Below are 16,759 nucleotides of genomic sequence, written 5' to 3' on the forward strand. Positions count from 1 at the left end.
TTCGGACAAAGAATTGATTGATCCTTGCTGTTCTTGTTAGAGGATGTTGGTATAGTTTTTGGTTGGGCTTTTCTCTAAAATACTTTGTTTGCTTGTTAGCCTATATCAATTGATTTGAATATCAGTATTTTTTCTATCTTCAGACAACATTTCTTATTTTTCCAAATAAAAAGTCCTTCTATTTCTTTAGAAGAACTTTTTCTACTAGCGGATTTACTCTTTCAAGAATTTTTGGATTGCAGGAGCGGCAGTGATAGCAAATCTTTCGTCGATACGGTGCTCCCCACCTTCTACAGTGACCAGCTTTGCATTTGGAATGGTCTGACTCGCTTGAACGGCATACTGGTAGGGCACGACTGCATCATCAGTACCGTGGATAATGAGGGTCGGAGCTGTGATTTTGGTCTGTTCGGCTTGGATGTCAATGTCTAAGGCATCGATTAGATAAATCTTGCCCAAAGTAGTATTGTGGTGTGTCAGGCTATCAGGAAGTTGGTCGAAGTCAGGGCTCCCTAGCTCATGATAAGTCGCTTTGGCATCATCGAAAAGAACGAAAGCTGGAAAGATAAGCAGGAGTTTGTGTACGCGGTCCGGATAAGCAGCAGCATAGAGACTGGCAACGATACCGCCTTGGCTGGCACCGAATAAGCTCATCTTGGTCTTATTTACAAAGGCCTCGGAACTCAGCTTTTCCATGACTTGGGTCAAGTCTGTCAGTTCGGTCTTGACCGACATATTCAGCATATCCTGTCCGCCGCTTTTCGATTGGCGGCTGCCGCCGTAGAAATCAAAGCTGTAAACCAGATAACCTTGCTTTGCCAACAGCTGGCTGTACATTTCATATTGCTCAAGGGTGTTGTTCAATCCATGTGCGATAACAATAGTCGGCAATTTTTTACTCTTGTAGTCAGAAGGAGCAGTAATCTTTCCGTAGAGCTGCTTGTCATCGTATGAAACGCTGTATTCTTCAGACACGATGTCTTCTGTCGGAGTCGGTTGATTGTCCATTTTCTCGCTAGAAGCTGTCTGTGTGGTTTCTGGCTTAGGAGGAGTAGGATTTGATTTGGTTTGGGAATGCCAGAAGAAAAGAACCAGTCCAGCCAAGCTCAAGGTTGCTAAGAAAGCCCAAATATACTTCATAGTTCTCTCCTTTCAGTATTTGTAGTATTATAGCGGAAATGAATGTATTTTACAAGAAGAGAGTTTTCTTACTTTTTGATTTTTCTACCTTTCATACAAGAAAATCCAATTCACTTATCTAAGCGAGATTCTGATAATCTTGAATTTTTTAGAAAATCTTGCTAGACTGTAGCTACTAAGATAAAAACACAGTTCTGGTTGGTAGTCCAGACGCAAAAAATCCATTTTTTGTCAGTAACCTTCCTCCTTGGTTGTCCATTCTTAGGGATTTTTTAAAGGAGGTGCTGTCATGGATAAGATTTCAATGACGCTGACAGTTTATTTTGAAGAGGGATTTTGGCACGGTCTTTTCGAGCAGGAACATGCTCAATCTTATAGAGTTTGCCGAGTCACCTTTGGTGCAGAGCCTAGCACGCGGGAATTGTTGGATTTTCTAAACCGTTATTATCATCGGTTGCAGTTTAGTCCTAGCATCAGGGTGAAGGAGAAGACTAAGTCGGTCAGTCCTAAACGCCTGCAGAGACAGGCTAAAAAAGAGCAGATGGCTTCACGTTCTTCAAAGTCTCAGGAAGCGCTGAGTCTGCAATTAGAAGAGCAAAAGAAAATTGCTCGAGTCAAGCGCAAGCAGCAGAAAGAACTGGCTAAGCAAAGGAAATTCGAACTCAAACAGCAAAAACGATTGGAAAAGCACAAGGGGCATTGAGCCTAGTTTTTCTTATTTATATGGGAAAGTCTTCCGATGGGAGGCTTTTTTGTTTGTCAGGAAATTGGTGAGTTGCTTGAAAAGTGAAGTGATTTCTCCAAGTCGTTTTATTTGACAGATGTAACAAAAGAGATTACAATATAATCATAAAATAAAAATTACAAGAGTAGTTTTGAAAAGGAGAAGTTATGATTGAAATCACATATTTGGATGCTGTCAAGCAGGAGCGGAAGATGACCTTTGAGTCTTATCAGGAGTTTGAGCAATCCCAGCAAGCCTGCTTGATTGGAGTGGCAGATTATTACCCAGTTAAAAAATTGACTTATAAAGGTCATGATTTGAACTACCAGGGCACTTATGGAGATGTCTTCTTTTTCCTGATGAAGCAGGATTTGACAAAGTTTGACTAAGAATAAAGGAGAAAAATAATGGTAAAAGCAATCACAGATGCGACATTTGAGCAAGAAACAAAAGACGGATTAGTTTTAGTTGATTTTTGGGCGACATGGTGCGGACCATGTCGAATGCAAGGGCCAATCCTTGACAAGCTCTCAGAGGAACTTTCCGAAGATGAGCTCAAGATTGTCAAGATGGATGTGGACGAAAATCCAGCTACAGCACGAGACTTTGGCATCATGTCAATCCCGACCTTACTCTTTAAAAAAGACGGTCAAGTCGTCAAGAAGGTAGCGGGTGTTCACACTGCCCAGCAGATTAAAGCCATTGTGGCGGAGTTGGGATAGTCAGTGAGTACAAGACTAAAATAGACCTATTTTAAAATGAGACTGCTCTTATTTTGGAGCGGTCTTTTTTATTTCGATTATAACAATAATGAGTCAATTTAAAATTTTTGTTTGAAAATGCATATTTTAAGGTATAATAAGTAGAGGTAAATTTTTTCCAATGGGTTGCGCTAGAGAGCTGGGTTATCTAAAACATGATGGGAATGAGATAATGATTATTATTGAGTTGCTAAAACATCTTTTATTTGTCTTTATGATTTTTACACCATTCATCGCTCCAGCGGTTTTGTGTTTTTTTGTAGGCTGGATGATTCCTAGAGAGCAGATAACGCAAAAAAGAATCATACTAGTATTGGCTTTGTTGATTCCTGTTTTACTTTTAATTTCGTATTTTGCTCCTCAGATATTAGGTCTGGTTTTTTGGAGTCTGATTTGGTTTTTCATCGGGTTGCTGCGAATGAAGAATTATACTAAGTCACAGTACTGGACAAGATGGCTTATATTTATCGCTTGTTTTAGTGCCTATATTTTACTTTATCTCCGCTTTTTTGGGCCTCTTTATTTTTATTAAACTATTTAAAAATCAGCTTGAAGCAAATCTTCAAGCTGATTTTGTTTATTCTTTATTCCCCCAACTCCTCGCTGTAAGCAATAATCTGATCAACTGTGTCGGACAAGAATTGAATCGTGTCGCGCAATGGTTTGTCTGTCTTATACATATTTACTGATGAAAGCTGAACAAATTTAGAAAAGAATAGATGTTACCATTCTAATCCTGCATTTGCTATTTCTTTTTTTGAAGCGAACTGGCCGTTAGGGCGATGCCACCTACCATTAGAATCTTTAAAATATCCACTGGCAGTTACTATTTCTTGTTGTTCTGCCGCTTGTCTTTCCGCTGCCTGTCTCTCTGCTTCTTGGCGTTCTTGCTCTGCAAGGCGTGCTTCTTCAGACCGCTGGTTAATTGCATTTTGAACTCGTCCGATGCGATCCGTCAAGTTAGATTTTGTAGTTGGATCTGCAACGCGTTCGACTGCTGCCTGTGCCGGAGAAATATTTTCTGCGACTTGATTATTTTCAAGCTGTTGGACAGCCTGATTGGCTTCTTCAACAATTTTCTTAGTCTCCGCTTCTTTACGTGCTTGTTCCTCGCGAGCTTTTTTCTCCTCTTCCTGCTTTTGTTTCTGAGCTTCCTTTAGCTCTTTTTCTTTACGTTCTTTCTCTTGTTTTTCTTTTTTACTGCTAGATGCTGTAGAGCTACTAGTTTGTGATGACGATGAGCTAGTCGAGGAACTATTAGATGTAAATTCTGTTACCTGACTTTGTTCTGTCTGCTCTTTAATAACATCAGGAGTTAACTTCCCTACTGCATAGGTTCCTAATATTCCGACAATAGTGACAGCAATGGCGATATTGCGCTTTTGAATATTCGGTTTTCGTTTAGTGAAACGCCAAATACCAAAGCATCCCCCTAGGAACATCAATGGCATGATGATTGGTGCAAGAATGATGATGGAGAGAACTGCTAGAACAAGCAGTATTTTCTTCAAGGTCGGCTTTTCAAAAATTTTTTTCATATTAAAACTCCCTTCGGATATTTATCCAAGGACATCATATCACAAAACGGAAGCGCTTTCAATAATGTTTTGTAGTAATTGAAAATATAGATTTGATTTTGTTTGTTTTAAAGAAAAAATCAGACTCAGATGATTCATCTGAGTCTGATTCTAAAGATATGGGCTTACTCCCCCAACTCCTCGCTGTAAGCAATAATCTGATCAACCGTGTCTGACAAGAACTGGATGGTGTCGCGGAGTGGTTTGTCTGTCGAAATATCTGCCCCGATAATCATAGCTGACTCAAGCGGAGTCTTGCTGCCGCCAGATTTGAGTAGCTCAAGCCAGTCTCGGGCACCATTTTCGTCATTTTTCAGGTGTAGGTAACCGGCAGTAGAGATGACCAGACCTGCTGAGTAAGTATAACTGTAGAGCCCCATGTAGTAGTGGGCTTGGCGCATCCAAGTCAGGGCAGCGTCGTCGTCAATCTCAACGGCATCGCCCCAAAATTCTGTCAAGACTTCTTTCATGATAGCGTTGAGTTTGCTTGCGCCGAAGGTTCCGCCTTCTTCAATCAAAGTATAGACCTTGCGTTGGAAGGCAGCTTCCAGCAAGTGAGTAATGAAGTTGTGGAAGTAAGTATCCGTCAGACGGTGAGCCAGGGCAAAGCGTTTCTGGCGAGGGTTATCAAACTGGCGTTCCAGATAATCACTGAGCAGGAGCTCATTAAAGGTAGACGGTGCTTCCACATAGTAGGTGGACATGTGGGCATTGAAATAGCTTTGGTGATTGTCGGAGAAGATAAACTGACCGGAGTGGCCAATCTCGTGAATCAGAGTATAGACATCACTCATACGTCCAGTCCAGCTCATGAGGACATAAGGGTGAACCCGATAAGGATCAGCAGCATAGCCTCCAGAGTCCTTTCCGGCATTGGCCGCAAAGTCGACCCAGCGTTCTTCCTTGTAGCGGGCAACTTCTTGACAATACTCTTGTCCGAGTGGCTCGACTGACTTCATGACCAGGTCATAGGCATCATCAATGCTGACTTCGGGATTGAGCTCGCTGTCCAAGTCCAGTTTCCAGTCGGCAAAGGTCATTTTTTCAAGTCCGTTTACCTTAGCGACATGCTTGAGGTATTTCTGAGCTACTGGGGCAAATTCACTCATAATCAAGTCAATCTGCCGGTCAAACATAGAGCGATCAACTTCCTGTTCTGCCAGCAAGTAGTCAAAGACAGACTCATAGCCCTTCATGTCAGCCAGTAATTTTTCAGACTTGACCTGAGCCAGATAGGCAGCTGCAGCAGCATTTTGGTGCTTACGAAGGCCATCAGAGAAAGAGCGGAAAGCTTTTTCGCGAATTTCTGCATTTTCATGGTTTTGATAGAAATTCTCATAGGTGACAAAGCTGTTTTTGTAAACTTTGCCGTCTACTTCAAAGTCAGCCATGGCAAAGTCGCCAGCCCGCATCTTGGTGTAAATATCCTGTGGACTGTAGAAGACTTCGCCCAGATTGGTCAGAGCTTTTTCGACATCCGCTCCCAGATAGTGGGCTTTTTTGATTTTAGCCTGGCGAATGGCTGAGGTCAAATGGGGTTCTTGGCCTAATCTCTCTAAGACAGCTTCGTCTGCACCGACCAGAGCGTCGTCAAAGAAGCTGAGTGCGACATTGGCCTCGGTCTCAAACTCCATAGCTGCTTGGGCAATCTGCGCAAAGCTCTCGTCACCAAAGTCAGTGGTCTGTGGCATAAAACCGTAGTTGCCGATGTGGCTGATTTGGATATAAATCTGCTCTAACTCAGCAAATGCCCGCTCAAAATCTTCGAAAGTGCTGAGCTTACCTTGGTAATCACGGACGAATTTCTGGATGTCTTCTCTGGTCTTTTCGATGGCTCGCAGGAAGTCCTCCTGATCTTGGTAAAGGGCTGTTAGATCCCAGAGTTCATTTTCTGGAAATTCAGAACGATGTTTTTGTTCCATAGTCTACTCCTTTTGTCGTATATAGAAATAGTATAGCAAAAAATCCCCCAAAATGTCTTTGGGGGAGAAGGATAAGTCAGTAATTTTTAGCTGTTTATCAGATCGAGGATAAAAGTCAAAGTTTCTTTGTAGCAATCTTTTTAAAAAGCAGTAGATAAGACAAGAATACGAAGATAACCAAGCCTAATAGAAGGGTGAAGACGTTTTGAGTTCCTTTTGTCATATTGGGAGCTTGATTGGCGATGACAGCTGTAACTGCAGTACCTATAGCGCCCGCAAAGGTCTGGGCCAGCTGAAAGAGCGCGGTCGTATCTGCAGTTTTTTCTTTATCAACTTGAGTCGTCGCTAGGGCAAGTGTGTTATTAAAGGCCATGTTTCGCCCCAAGGTAAAGCAAATATAAATCGCAATAACAGCTGTTAAGGTGAGTTCTTTTGTAAAGATAAGGAGCAAGAGTACAGCCAGGAAAAGAAGTGAATTTCCTGTAAAAAGGGTTAGTTTAGGACCATTTCTATCATATAGTTTGCCAAAGAGAGGAGAGAGGAAGGCTCCAAGCATAGTTCCTGGAAGTAATGCAAAGCCTGCCTGAGCAGTTGAAATGTCTTTTTCTATGACCAGGAAGTTGGGAATCAGAAAATTAGCCGATAGGTTGATAAACTGAAAAATGAAGAAGGGTAAAATAGCCAATAAGACCGTTGGTTGCTTTAAAATCCGAATATCTAAGAATGGATAGTCAATCTTCAAGCTCCGATAGATAAAGCAAGCTAGTGGCAGTATGCAGAGAACAAGATAGAGCCAATCGATATGTCCTTCTTCTAAGCTGGAAATGGCTACAATGGCAAAGACAAGTGAGCTTGCTAAGAGGAGAAATGAGAGGAGATCAAAGGCGCGTTTCCTAGACTTCTCGGAATTTCTTAGAAAGAAAAAGCCAAGAATAAAGGAAATGATTGGGACAGGAAGAATAAAGGTATAAATCATATGCCAGTCAAAACGACTAATCATAAAACCACCGTAAGTCGGCCCAATTGCTGGTGCTAGGCTGACCACCATCCCAGATAAGCCCATGTAGGTTCCGATTTTTTGCTTAGGAACACGCTCAACAATCAAGTTAAAGAGCAAAGGAATGGCTAATCCAGTAGCTCCTCCTTGTAGGATTCTCCCTATCATCAAGATGGGAAAGCTTGAAGCCAACATGGCAATCAGAGTTCCCAAGCAAAAGTTGGTCAAAGCGGTAAAGAGGATGGTTCTCTCTTTCCAATTGTGGGCTAAGGTTGCTCCTAAAGTAATCGTAATGGCCACTGCTAACAAATATCCTGTTGTAATCCATTGTAGCGTTGCCAATCCTAAGCCAAAGACCTTACTTAGATGCGGGAAGGTTACATTCATACTGGTTTCAGATAAGATGCCTGCAAAGCAGACTAAGGCTGTCGCAAGGAGCGAGAAAAAATCTTTCTTTTCAACTGTTTGATGATTTGGCACGATTGTCTCCTTTACATGTTTGAAATGAGTCACTGTATTTATTATAAAGCAAGAAGTCCTCTTTGAAAAGTGAATAGTGGCTATACCGCCATCTTATTTGACGAATCGAAAGGGAAAAAACGAACTCTGACAGCCAACTATAATCAGCTATAGAAAAGAAAAATAGATTTTCAGTACTTTTATAGAAAAAAGCCATTTTCAGCCTTTTTCTTTTGCCTGAAATTGTGGTAAAATAAGGTCTATACGTGCTTGATACAAAGATGAGGATATAATAAGCTACTAAGACCATGAAATTAAAGTCACAGTGCTAACTGAACACGTCCTATAGGTTGCTTAAGGGCTTAATATCTTGATGAACTGAATACGACCTAAAAGCTGTGTAAAAAAGATAAACTGTCTTGTCTTCATCGAAGACTTCATCAGTTTCCAATTTTTACTTTGCTTTTGACGGGCTTAATATCTTGATCTTTGTAGCCAAGGCGTATGAAAAAATTTGAGCATGTGCTCGGCAAGGAGTCTTTATGACAAAACAAGTTTTTAAAACCGTTTTTGCAGGTCGTGAGCTGGTAGTTGAAACCGGTCAGGTTGCAAAGCAGGCAAATGGCAGCGCCGTTGTTCGATATGGAGAAAGTACCGTTTTAACTGCGGCAACCATGTCCAAAAAGATGGCTACTGGTGACTTTTTCCCATTGCAGGTCAACTATGAGGAAAAAATGTATGCAGCTGGGAAATATCCTGGTGGCTTTAACAAGCGCGAAGGCCGTCCGTCAACGGATGCGACTTTGACTGCCCGCTTGATTGACCGTCCGATTCGTCCTATGTTTGCGGAAGGTTTCCGCAATGAGGTTCAGGTTATCAATACTGTTCTTTCTTATGACGAAGATGCTTCGCCTCAAATGGCTGCTATGTTCGGTAGCTCTTTGGCTCTTTCTATCTCAGATATTCCTTTTAATGGCCCTATCGCAGGAGTTCAGGTTGGCTATGTAGATGGTGAATTCATCATCAACCCTAGCAAGGAACAAAAAGAAGTTTCGCTTTTGGAACTGACAGTGGCTGGTACCAAAGATGCTATCAACATGGTAGAATCTGGAGCTAAGGAACTTTCTGAAGATGTCATGCTGGAAGCTCTTCTCAAAGGACACGAAGCAGTTAAAGAATTGATTGCCTTCCAAGAAGAAATTGTCGCAGCAGTCGGCAAGGAAAAAGCAGAAGTAGAATTGCTGCATGTTGATGAAGAGCTGCAGGCAGAGATTATCGCAGCCTATAATAGCGACTTGCAAAAGGCTGTTCAGGTAGAAGAAAAACTGGCGCGTGAAGCCGCAACTCAGGCTGTCAAAGACCAAGTTACAGCAGTTTATGAAGAGAAATACGTGGACCACGAAGAATTCGACCGTATCATGCGTGATGTGGCTGAAATCTTGGAGCAAATGGAGCATGCAGAAGTGCGTCGTTTGATTACCGAAGATAAGGTCCGTCCTGACGGTCGTAAGGTTGATGAAATCCGTCCGCTGGATGCGGAAGTGGATTACCTGCCGCGCGTGCATGGTTCTGGTCTTTTTACTCGCGGGCAAACCCAAGCCTTGTCTGTTCTGACTCTGGCACCAATGGGCGAAACGCAAATCGTGGACGGCTTGGATCCGGAATACAAGAAACGCTTCATGCACCACTATAATTTTCCGCAATATTCTGTCGGCGAGACAGGCCGTTATGGGGCTCCTGGCCGTCGTGAAATTGGACATGGTGCTCTTGGGGAGCGTGCTCTGGAGCAAGTCTTGCCTAGCTTGGAAGAGTTTCCTTACGCTATCCGTCTGGTAGCGGAAGTCTTGGAGTCAAACGGTTCTTCCTCACAGGCCTCTATCTGTGCGGGCACTTTGGCTCTGATGGCTGGTGGTGTGCCGATTAAGGCTCCGGTTGCTGGCATTGCTATGGGCTTGATTTCAGATGGCAGCAACTACACGGTTCTGACGGATATTCAAGGTTTGGAAGACCATTTTGGCGACATGGACTTTAAGGTAGCTGGTACTCGTGAAGGGATTACCGCCCTGCAGATGGATATCAAGATTGAAGGAATTACAGCAGAGATCTTAACAGAAGCTTTGGCTCAGGCTAAGAAAGCCCGCTTTGAAATTCTGGACTTGATTGAAGCGACGATTCCAGCTCCGCGTCCTGAGTTGGCTCCAACTGCTCCTAAAATCGACACCATCAAGATTGATGTGGACAAGATTAAAATTGTCATCGGTAAAGGTGGGGAAACCATCGACAAGATTATCGCTGAGACCGGTGTTAAGATTGACATTGATGAAGAGGGAAATGTATCCATCTACTCCAGCGACCAAGACGCGATTAATCGTGCTAAGGAAATCATTGCTGGTCTGGTCCGCGAAGCAAAAGTGGACGAAGTTTACCATGCCAAGGTTGTTCGGATTGAGAAATTCGGTGCCTTTGTCAACCTCTTTGACAAGACAGATGCCCTGGTTCACATCTCAGAGTTAGCCTGGACTCGGACCAACAATGTCGAAGATGTCGTACAAATCGGTGATGAAGTAGATGTCAAGGTGATCAAGATTGATGCCAAAGGTCGGGTAGATGCTTCCATGAAAGTATTGCTGCCACGTCCGCCAAAGTCTGATAAGCCGAAACATCATCATGACAAGGGACATCATCCGCACAAGGAACACAAAGGTCACAAAGACCATCAAGAAAGCCCTAAAACAGAAGAATAAGAGGTCACTTATTCCTGTAGACCTCATCAGAAATCGGCAGAGGCGAGCCTAGTTCTCGTCTCTCCTTGTTTAGAGAAGGAAGGAGGCTAGCATGGGTTGGTGGAAGGAATCTATTGATATTGTAAAAGAAAATGACCCGGCGGCACGAACGTCGCTGGAAGTCTTACTAACCTATCCGGGCATTAAAGCTTTGGCGGCTCATCGTCTTTCTCATTTTTTGTGGAAGCGTGGTTTCAAGCTATTAGCACGAATGCACAGTCAATTCTGGCGTTTCTGGACCCAGATTGAGATTCATCCCGGTGCTCAGATTGAGTCAGGTGTCTTCATCGACCATGGCAGTGGCCTAGTGATTGGTGAGACAGCCATTGTGGAGAAGGGGGCCATGCTTTACCACGGTGTGACCCTAGGCGGTACGGGCAAGGATACAGGCAAACGCCACCCGACCGTGCGTCGGGGCGCCTTGGTCTCTGCCCATGCCCAAGTTATTGGACCAATTGAGATTGGTAAAAAAGCCAAGGTCGGAGCCGGTGCAGTTGTTGTAGCCGATGTCCCAAGTGATGTGACGGTGGTCGGAGTTCCGGCGAAGATTGTCCGTGTTCACGGTGAGAAAGACGAGCCAACCATTCACGAGGTAGAGGAGAAGCGGGAATACTATCTAGACAAGCTAGAGCATGCCCGTGAAGCCAGCCACCATTCATCAAGTCTGTAGAAAAGGTTGGCAAAGTTAGCTAATCAAAATATGACAGGAGGAATCGACATGTCAGATTTATCAGATGCTATTTTGACCCAAGTAGTCCTTGAACTAAAAGAAGGCTTGGACGGTCCCGCCAAGGAGCGTTTTACCAAACTGCCGCCTAGCCACCAGCGCGAATGGGCTCGCTATATCAGTGACGCCAAAAAAGATGAGACCAAGCTGCGCCGCATAGAAAAGATGAAGGCGGATTTGCTGAAGCCTTAAAGAAAGAGAAGTTATGCTATTAGAGGAATTTGAAGATGTAGCAGCAGTCATTGAGCCAACTGAAAAGCCAGTCCATGACAAGGGTGAGGTGTGCGAAACCATTATCCTGTCCTTTAATGGGGAAATTCTGAAACGTTTGATTGAGTCAGAAGAAGTCTATCCAGGAGGCTATTTGAAAAGCATAAACGGACAGCATCCATGGTATATTTACCGCCAAGGTCCTAGCAAGCTAGCAGTTATGTTGGCTCCGATTGGGGCTCCCATGATAGTTGGTCAGCTGGAAGAGTTGGAGGCTAGAGGCTTCAAGAATTTCATCATTCTAGGTTCCTGTGGCGTTTTGGATCGCTCAATTGAGGCTGATAAAATCATCCTGCCTGCGGCCGCTTTGCGAGACGAAGGGACTAGCTATCACTATGCCCCACCGGGTGATGAAGTCGCCTATGACGAATCCCTGTTGATTAAGCTTGAAGCCATCTTTGACAAGCACGATATCGAGCATATCCGCACTAAGTCTTGGACGACGGATGCCTTTTATCGGGAAACACCTGATAAGGTCAAGCGTCGCTTGGCTGCTGGAGCCCAAGTGGTGGACATGGAAGCTTCGGCTATCATGGCTTGGAGCCAATTTCGCAAGACCAAGGTCTATCAATTCTTCTACACAGCTGACTATGTGGATCATCATAACCGAACCTGGGATGCCCGCCATGAAGAGCGGACAGCTGATGCCATGACTTTTTTCACTATCGCTTTGACAATAGCAAAGGAATTAGAAAGGTAACTACAAGAATGGCAGTATATTTTTACGGCTGTATCACCATGGATGGCTACTTGGCAGACAGCCAGCACAGGATAGACTGGCTGCATCAGCTTGGTTCTGTAGAGGATACAGGCTATGATGACTTTTACAGGCAAATGGATATCACCATCATGGGCAAGCGGACCTTTGAGGAAATCCAAGATTTGCAAGATGTAGAAAGTTTTTATCAAGCTACGGAAAACTATGTCTTTACGCATGATAGGCACCTGCCTGTCAGCAATTACCAGCCATTAGCTGGGGATGTGGTGGACTTTGTTCACCAGATTGACAAAGGCAAAAATGTCTTTGTGATTGGTGGTAATTCCTTGCTAGGACCGCTCTTGGATGCGGATCTTTTCGACCACCTCATTATTCAGATAGCGCCCCTTATCCTTGGAAAGGGGGTTCCCCTCTTTACCCAAGAGGAAGGGCAGCGCTTTTACCAACTGGATAGCCTCAGACAATTTGGCCCTTTTGCAGAGCTGGTTTTCAGCCGAAAAAGTCAGAAATAGAGAAAGGAGTGGACCGCATGATTAAAATTTACGACACCATGACCCGCAGCCTACGTGAATTTGTGCCCATTGAAGAGGGCAAGGTTCGCATGTATGTCTGTGGGCCTACGGTATATAACTATATCCATGTCGGCAATGCCCGCTCAACAGTAGCTTTTGACACAGTTCGTCGCTATTTTGAGTATCGGGGATTTGAGGTCAATTATATTTCCAATTTTACAGATGTAGATGATAAGATTATCCATCGCGCCAGGGAAGAAGGCATCACTCCCAAAGAAGTGGCTGACAAGTATATCGCTGCTTTTCGTGAGGATGTGACGACCTTAGGTGTCAAGCCGGCTACTCAGCATCCGCGCGTGATTGACTTTATGGAGGCAATCATTGACTTCGTGCGGACTTTGGTGGACAAAGGCTACGCCTATGAGTCAGAGGGCGATGTCTACTTCCGCGTCGAAAAGTCTCGTGATTATGCCAAATTAGCCAACAAAACTTTGGCAGACTTGGAGTTGGGTGCTTCTGGTCGGACAAATGAGGAGACCGCCCGCAAGGAAAATCCAGTAGATTTTGCTCTCTGGAAGGCAGCTAAGCCGGGTGAGATTTCCTGGGACAGTCCTTGGGGAGCAGGTCGTCCGGGCTGGCACATCGAGTGCTCGGTCATGTCGACGGAGATTTTGGGTGATACAATTGATATCCACGGTGGCGGGGCAGACCTAGAGTTTCCTCACCATACCAATGAAATCGCCCAGTCAGAGGCCAAGACTGGTCAGACTTTTGCCAACTACTGGATGCACAATGGCTTTGTCAACATTGATGACGTCAAGATGTCTAAATCTCTAGGCAATTTCATCACTGTTCACGATGCCCTCAAGACCATTGATGGTCAGGTGCTGCGTTTCTTCTTTGCTACTCAGCATTATCGCAAGCCGATTAATTTCACGGAAAAAGCTGTTCATGATGCAGCGACTAATCTCAAATATTTGAAGAACACCTATGAGCAGCCTTTCACTGGTCAGGCAGACTCTAATCAGCTTCAGGCCTTTCTGGACAAGTTCACCGCCGCCATGGACGAAGATTTCAATGCGGCCAACGGTATCACGGTTGTCTTCGAGCTGGCCAAGTGGATCAACTCTGGCAACTACACAGCTCAAGTCAAGGCAGCCTTTGCCAAGCTCTTAGAAGTTTTTGGTATCGTCTTTGTAGAAGAAGTTTTGGACGCGGACATTGAGCGCTTGATTGAGGAACGCCAGGTGGCGCGTGCTAATCGGGACTTTGCGACTGCAGACCGTATTCGAGATGAATTGGCCGCTCAGGGCATCAAGCTTTTGGATACTAAGGACGGAGTGAGGTGGACCCGTGACTGATGTCAACCTGATTAACGGTATTGCCCTCGCCTTTGAGGGAGATGCTGTCTACTCCATGTATATCCGGCGGCACCTGATTTTTCAGGGGCTGACCAAGCCTAATCAGCTGCACAGGGAAGCGACCAAGTACGTTTCTGCCAAGGCTCAGGCTAATCTCATCTCTCTGATGTTGGAAGAAGGATTTCTGACGGAGAAGGAAGAGGATATTTACAAGCGCGGCCGCAATGCCAACAGCCACACCAAGGCTAAGAATACAGATATCGTCACCTATCGGATGTCTACCGGCTTTGAGGCAGTCATGGGCTACCTGCATATGACCGAAGCCATTGAGCGACTGGAAGAGCTGATTGACTGGTGTATTCGGAAGATAGAGGGTTCGTTCTGATTATGAAAGGAACCAATTTATGAGTGATTTCTTACAATTTGACAATTTTAATTTCAAGTTGGCTATTATTCAGGAGTTGATGTATGAACAAAACGTGCTTGAGCCACGATTTAACGTTTACAGTTTTTGTGAATCTGAGAAATTATCTGTAGATCCAGAAGACTTCGATGAGACACCAATTCCTGAAGTAGAGACTTATTTTAAACAGTTGGAAATACCTAAAGAGTATGCGCAGAATGTGGAAAGCCTCTTCTTTGATGGAGGTAATGATATCTATGCGCAATTAATCCCTTTATGGGATGGTGAAGATGATCAATTTGATTTGGAAAATGTGAGTGAAAAAGAGCTATCACAGTTTTCGAATTTAAAAACCATAGACGGAACAATCTTTCCATTTTCTAAAGAAGTACGTGATTTATTTGAATCCAAAGGAATTGATATCGAAGAGTAATATTTAGTAATAACGCTCTTATGTTTTATGAAAAAGCGATAGATAAACCTAAGATACAGTAAAATAATGTATCTAAATTGAATAAAGGAATCTTATGAAAAAATTTATATTGTTTGCAGTATGCTTATTTAGTCTGATGACACTTAGCGCCTGCATGTTTGTCCCTCTTTTCAGACGAAGTGGCAATACTTCGTCCTCATCTAGCTCTAGCTACTCTAGAAAACAGAGTTCATCTTCGAAAAAAGAATACTCTGATGACGACTATGACTATAGCTCATCTAGTTCGTCTTCTGCAATTGAAGATGATCCATATACTCTCTTTAATGATTTTGGTCAATCTTTGGATGCCCTTACTGATATGCAAGATATTGATAAGTGGGAAGAATTTAAATCAATCAATCTCATTTATTTTGAAGAGGAGTCTGATCGGGTTGCTACTAAAAAGGATGAAGTACGTGCTAAGTTGGGTCAGCCAACTTCAGAGCTCAGTAGTGGAGGTGACCTGTGGAAATCAGATAATTATACTATCCTTATTGCTTATGATGAAAATTCTGTTGTCATGAATAAGCTGATTACATTCACTTCTTCTAAGCAGGTGGAAAGTTTAAGCGGTATTTCTAAAGGAATGTCAGCCCAAGATGTTGTCAAAAAACTAGGTAAACCACGTGGACTGGATGTGACAGGTATGTTTACTCGCTTCGTTTGGGCGGACGAGGATGATAAGGACTATTACGTCTATTTTAAGGGAAACAAGGTTTATGATATTAAGGAACCTAATTAAAAAGACATCAGCTATATAGCCGATGTCATGAAATAAAAACTTGTTGTTTTAATGCGGAGATAAAGATGGTTAAAAGTCTTTATCTCTTTTTTAGTTTTAGTACTTTATTTACCAAACAAAGCCGCTAGTCTTCTTTATAATTTTCGTAAAATTCTACCTTAATTCTAATAAAGGTTTCTAAGTCTCGCAGGAGCTGCAGGAGCATGGCGCGTGTTTCAAATTCCTGGCGGGTTTTAGGGAGCGGCCGCTCGCGAAATACGGTCAAATAGTTGTCAATCTCGTCCAAGAGGTCTCGGGCGGGATTTTCTTGGCTCAGCTGCTTAGCGGTCTGGGAGAAGAGGCGGGCTAAAATCAAGCTTTCACTGGCTGCTAGATGGCAGTTATTAATATTGCTGGCCATGTCTTGCAGGATGCGGTTTTGGGCCTGTCGCATTTCAAAATAGTGAATATGGTAGTTGGTCTGGTGAAAGAGGTGGTTGGAGTGGTCCAGATAGACCAGCTGCAAGGCCTGCTGCAAAATCTTGTCCAGCTCCTTAATCAGAGCTGCATCATTTCGGCCGTCTCCAGCTTTTAAGAAATATTCAAAGCGTAGCAAAATCTTTTTCAGCTGTTCCTCCACTTGCTCATGGTAGCTGTCAATTTCTTGCTGGCGCGAGGGCATATAGAGATTGGCTAGCAGAGCAAAGCCAGTTCCAATAAGAAATAGAGCTAGCTCATTTCCAAGCAGTGACCAGGAGGTGGATTTTTCTAAGAGCAGATGGGTGACCAGGACGGTACTGGGGGTAATGCCGATTTCCCAGCCAAGCCGAAAGGCCAGAGGTACATAGAGCGCGATATAGATGGCCAATGCTCCGAGATGAAAACCTAGAAAGTGAAAAGCCAGGCTTCCGATAGCCAGAGCCAGCAGGGTAGATAAAAAGCGATTGCCAGCTAGCTTTGCAGTACTGCGGCGGGTATCGGTCACGCTGAGGATGGCAATAATTCCGGCTGAAGTTGAGTAGGCCAGACCTAAAAAGTCAGCCAGCCAAGCAGCTAAACAGGTAGCCAGTACCAGCTTGATGGTGCGTTGGAGAAGAGACATGAGTAAGAGTTTCCTTTTTTAGACTTCTTTTTATTATAGCACGACTAATGGGGAATCTTGGGGACTGCTGATTGCTTTTTATCAGAGCAGAATTCTGTCTCGCCCGAGTA

General features: G+C 43.8%; 18 protein-coding genes. 13 read left to right on the top strand and 5 right to left on the bottom strand.

The window, feature by feature from the left end:
* Window positions 1-213 precede the first annotated feature (213 nt).
* Window positions 214-1,140, bottom strand: coding sequence for a S9 family peptidase (locus tag O3627_RS07175; RefSeq protein WP_125382547.1), 927 nt, complete (start codon window positions 1,138-1,140; stop codon window positions 214-216).
* A gap of 289 nt (window positions 1,141-1,429) precedes the next feature.
* Here O3627_RS07175 and O3627_RS07180 point away from each other — a divergent pair, with 289 nt between their 5' ends.
* The 4 genes from O3627_RS07180 (at window position 1,430) to O3627_RS07195 (ending at window position 3,157) form a co-directional block, all read left to right on the top strand.
* Window positions 1,430-1,843 (top strand): YjdF family protein, encoded by a 414-nt coding sequence (locus tag O3627_RS07180; RefSeq protein ID WP_125382546.1) that lies wholly within the window; start codon window positions 1,430-1,432, stop codon window positions 1,841-1,843.
* 188 nt (window positions 1,844-2,031) lie between these two features.
* Window positions 2,032-2,253 (top strand): DUF4649 family protein, encoded by a 222-nt coding sequence (locus O3627_RS07185; RefSeq protein ID WP_002899027.1) that lies wholly within the window; start codon window positions 2,032-2,034, stop codon window positions 2,251-2,253.
* Between the two features lie 18 nt (window positions 2,254-2,271).
* Window positions 2,272-2,586, top strand: coding sequence for a thioredoxin (gene trxA / locus O3627_RS07190; RefSeq protein WP_002916491.1), 315 nt, complete (start codon window positions 2,272-2,274; stop codon window positions 2,584-2,586).
* A gap of 160 nt (window positions 2,587-2,746) precedes the next feature.
* On the top strand, window positions 2,747-3,157 hold the full coding sequence (locus O3627_RS07195; protein WP_125382544.1) for a hypothetical protein: 411 nt from the start codon (window positions 2,747-2,749) through the stop codon (window positions 3,155-3,157).
* Between the two features lie 190 nt (window positions 3,158-3,347).
* On the opposite strand, the gene O3627_RS07200 is transcribed toward O3627_RS07195, so the two are convergent.
* From O3627_RS07200 to O3627_RS07210, 3 genes are all read right to left on the bottom strand, one after another.
* On the bottom strand, window positions 3,348-4,163 hold the full coding sequence (locus O3627_RS07200) for a hypothetical protein (protein ID WP_125382542.1): 816 nt from the start codon (window positions 4,161-4,163) through the stop codon (window positions 3,348-3,350).
* Between the two features lie 164 nt (window positions 4,164-4,327).
* Complete coding sequence (gene pepF / locus O3627_RS07205) at window positions 4,328-6,124, bottom strand: oligoendopeptidase F (RefSeq protein WP_125382540.1); 1,797 nt, start codon at window positions 6,122-6,124, stop codon at window positions 4,328-4,330.
* Between the two features lie 115 nt (window positions 6,125-6,239).
* The gene (locus O3627_RS07210) at window positions 6,240-7,601 is read right to left on the bottom strand and encodes an MFS transporter (RefSeq protein ID WP_125382539.1); all 1,362 of its coding nucleotides are present in this window, start codon (window positions 7,599-7,601) and stop codon (window positions 6,240-6,242) included.
* Between the two features lie 521 nt (window positions 7,602-8,122).
* Between O3627_RS07210 and pnp the strand changes: the two genes are divergently transcribed.
* From pnp to O3627_RS07255, 9 genes are all read left to right on the top strand, one after another.
* The gene (gene pnp / locus O3627_RS07215; protein WP_002911669.1) at window positions 8,123-10,324 is read left to right on the top strand and encodes a polyribonucleotide nucleotidyltransferase; all 2,202 of its coding nucleotides are present in this window, start codon (window positions 8,123-8,125) and stop codon (window positions 10,322-10,324) included.
* Between the two features lie 91 nt (window positions 10,325-10,415).
* Window positions 10,416-11,033 carry a serine O-acetyltransferase gene (cysE, locus tag O3627_RS07220; RefSeq protein WP_125382537.1) on the top strand — a complete coding sequence of 206 codons (618 nt, stop codon included), beginning with the start codon at window positions 10,416-10,418 and terminating at the stop codon, window positions 11,031-11,033.
* Between the two features lie 30 nt (window positions 11,034-11,063).
* The gene (locus tag O3627_RS07225) at window positions 11,064-11,282 is read left to right on the top strand and encodes a YdeI/OmpD-associated family protein (RefSeq protein ID WP_125382707.1); all 219 of its coding nucleotides are present in this window, start codon (window positions 11,064-11,066) and stop codon (window positions 11,280-11,282) included.
* Between the two features lie 13 nt (window positions 11,283-11,295).
* Window positions 11,296-12,060: a nucleoside phosphorylase gene (locus tag O3627_RS07230; RefSeq protein ID WP_124765480.1), complete on the top strand. Its 765-nt coding sequence runs from the start codon at window positions 11,296-11,298 to the stop codon at window positions 12,058-12,060.
* A gap of 8 nt (window positions 12,061-12,068) precedes the next feature.
* Window positions 12,069-12,590 (top strand): dihydrofolate reductase family protein, encoded by a 522-nt coding sequence (locus O3627_RS07235; RefSeq protein ID WP_124765478.1) that lies wholly within the window; start codon window positions 12,069-12,071, stop codon window positions 12,588-12,590.
* A 17-nt stretch (window positions 12,591-12,607) separates the two neighbouring features.
* Window positions 12,608-13,951 (top strand): cysteine--tRNA ligase, encoded by a 1,344-nt coding sequence (gene cysS, locus O3627_RS07240; protein WP_124765476.1) that lies wholly within the window; start codon window positions 12,608-12,610, stop codon window positions 13,949-13,951.
* Window positions 13,944-14,336 carry a Mini-ribonuclease 3 gene (locus O3627_RS07245; RefSeq protein ID WP_002907988.1) on the top strand — a complete coding sequence of 131 codons (393 nt, stop codon included), beginning with the start codon at window positions 13,944-13,946 and terminating at the stop codon, window positions 14,334-14,336. The genes cysS and O3627_RS07245 overlap by 8 nt, the downstream gene beginning before the upstream one ends.
* Window positions 14,337-14,355: 19 nt before the next feature.
* The gene (locus O3627_RS07250; protein ID WP_002899001.1) at window positions 14,356-14,787 is read left to right on the top strand and encodes a hypothetical protein; all 432 of its coding nucleotides are present in this window, start codon (window positions 14,356-14,358) and stop codon (window positions 14,785-14,787) included.
* 358 nt (window positions 14,788-15,145) lie between these two features.
* The gene (locus O3627_RS07255; RefSeq protein ID WP_002893775.1) at window positions 15,146-15,568 is read left to right on the top strand and encodes a hypothetical protein; all 423 of its coding nucleotides are present in this window, start codon (window positions 15,146-15,148) and stop codon (window positions 15,566-15,568) included.
* A 124-nt stretch (window positions 15,569-15,692) separates the two neighbouring features.
* Here the strand turns inward: O3627_RS07255 and O3627_RS07260 are convergent, their stop codons facing one another.
* Window positions 15,693-16,649, bottom strand: coding sequence for an aromatic acid exporter family protein (locus O3627_RS07260; RefSeq protein WP_125382536.1), 957 nt, complete (start codon window positions 16,647-16,649; stop codon window positions 15,693-15,695).
* Window positions 16,650-16,759 lie beyond the last annotated feature (110 nt).

The organism is Streptococcus sp. 27098_8_82, assembly GCF_041431615.1.
Lineage (GTDB): Bacteria > Bacillota > Bacilli > Lactobacillales > Streptococcaceae > Streptococcus > Streptococcus sanguinis_K.

What these genes read in the sequence shown, in the direction of transcription:
- O3627_RS07175 (WP_125382547.1), bottom strand. Translation starts at nt 1,140, where the DNA reads ATGAAGTATATTTGGGCTTTCTTAGCAACCTTGAGCTTGGCTGGACTG.
- O3627_RS07180 (WP_125382546.1), top strand. Translation starts at nt 1,430, where the DNA reads ATGGATAAGATTTCAATGACGCTGACAGTTTATTTTGAAGAGGGATTT.
- O3627_RS07185 (WP_002899027.1), top strand. Translation starts at nt 2,032, where the DNA reads ATGATTGAAATCACATATTTGGATGCTGTCAAGCAGGAGCGGAAGATG.
- trxA (WP_002916491.1), top strand. Translation starts at nt 2,272, where the DNA reads ATGGTAAAAGCAATCACAGATGCGACATTTGAGCAAGAAACAAAAGAC.
- O3627_RS07195 (WP_125382544.1), top strand. Translation starts at nt 2,747, where the DNA reads ATGGGTTGCGCTAGAGAGCTGGGTTATCTAAAACATGATGGGAATGAG.
- O3627_RS07200 (WP_125382542.1), bottom strand. Translation starts at nt 4,163, where the DNA reads ATGAAAAAAATTTTTGAAAAGCCGACCTTGAAGAAAATACTGCTTGTT.
- pepF (WP_125382540.1), bottom strand. Translation starts at nt 6,124, where the DNA reads ATGGAACAAAAACATCGTTCTGAATTTCCAGAAAATGAACTCTGGGAT.
- pnp (WP_002911669.1), top strand. Translation starts at nt 8,123, where the DNA reads ATGACAAAACAAGTTTTTAAAACCGTTTTTGCAGGTCGTGAGCTGGTA.
- cysE (WP_125382537.1), top strand. Translation starts at nt 10,416, where the DNA reads ATGGGTTGGTGGAAGGAATCTATTGATATTGTAAAAGAAAATGACCCG.
- O3627_RS07225 (WP_125382707.1), top strand. Translation starts at nt 11,064, where the DNA reads ATGACAGGAGGAATCGACATGTCAGATTTATCAGATGCTATTTTGACC.
- O3627_RS07230 (WP_124765480.1), top strand. Translation starts at nt 11,296, where the DNA reads ATGCTATTAGAGGAATTTGAAGATGTAGCAGCAGTCATTGAGCCAACT.
- O3627_RS07235 (WP_124765478.1), top strand. Translation starts at nt 12,069, where the DNA reads ATGGCAGTATATTTTTACGGCTGTATCACCATGGATGGCTACTTGGCA.
- cysS (WP_124765476.1), top strand. Translation starts at nt 12,608, where the DNA reads ATGATTAAAATTTACGACACCATGACCCGCAGCCTACGTGAATTTGTG.
- O3627_RS07250 (WP_002899001.1), top strand. Translation starts at nt 14,356, where the DNA reads ATGAGTGATTTCTTACAATTTGACAATTTTAATTTCAAGTTGGCTATT.
- O3627_RS07255 (WP_002893775.1), top strand. Translation starts at nt 15,146, where the DNA reads ATGCAAGATATTGATAAGTGGGAAGAATTTAAATCAATCAATCTCATT.
- O3627_RS07260 (WP_125382536.1), bottom strand. Translation starts at nt 16,649, where the DNA reads ATGTCTCTTCTCCAACGCACCATCAAGCTGGTACTGGCTACCTGTTTA.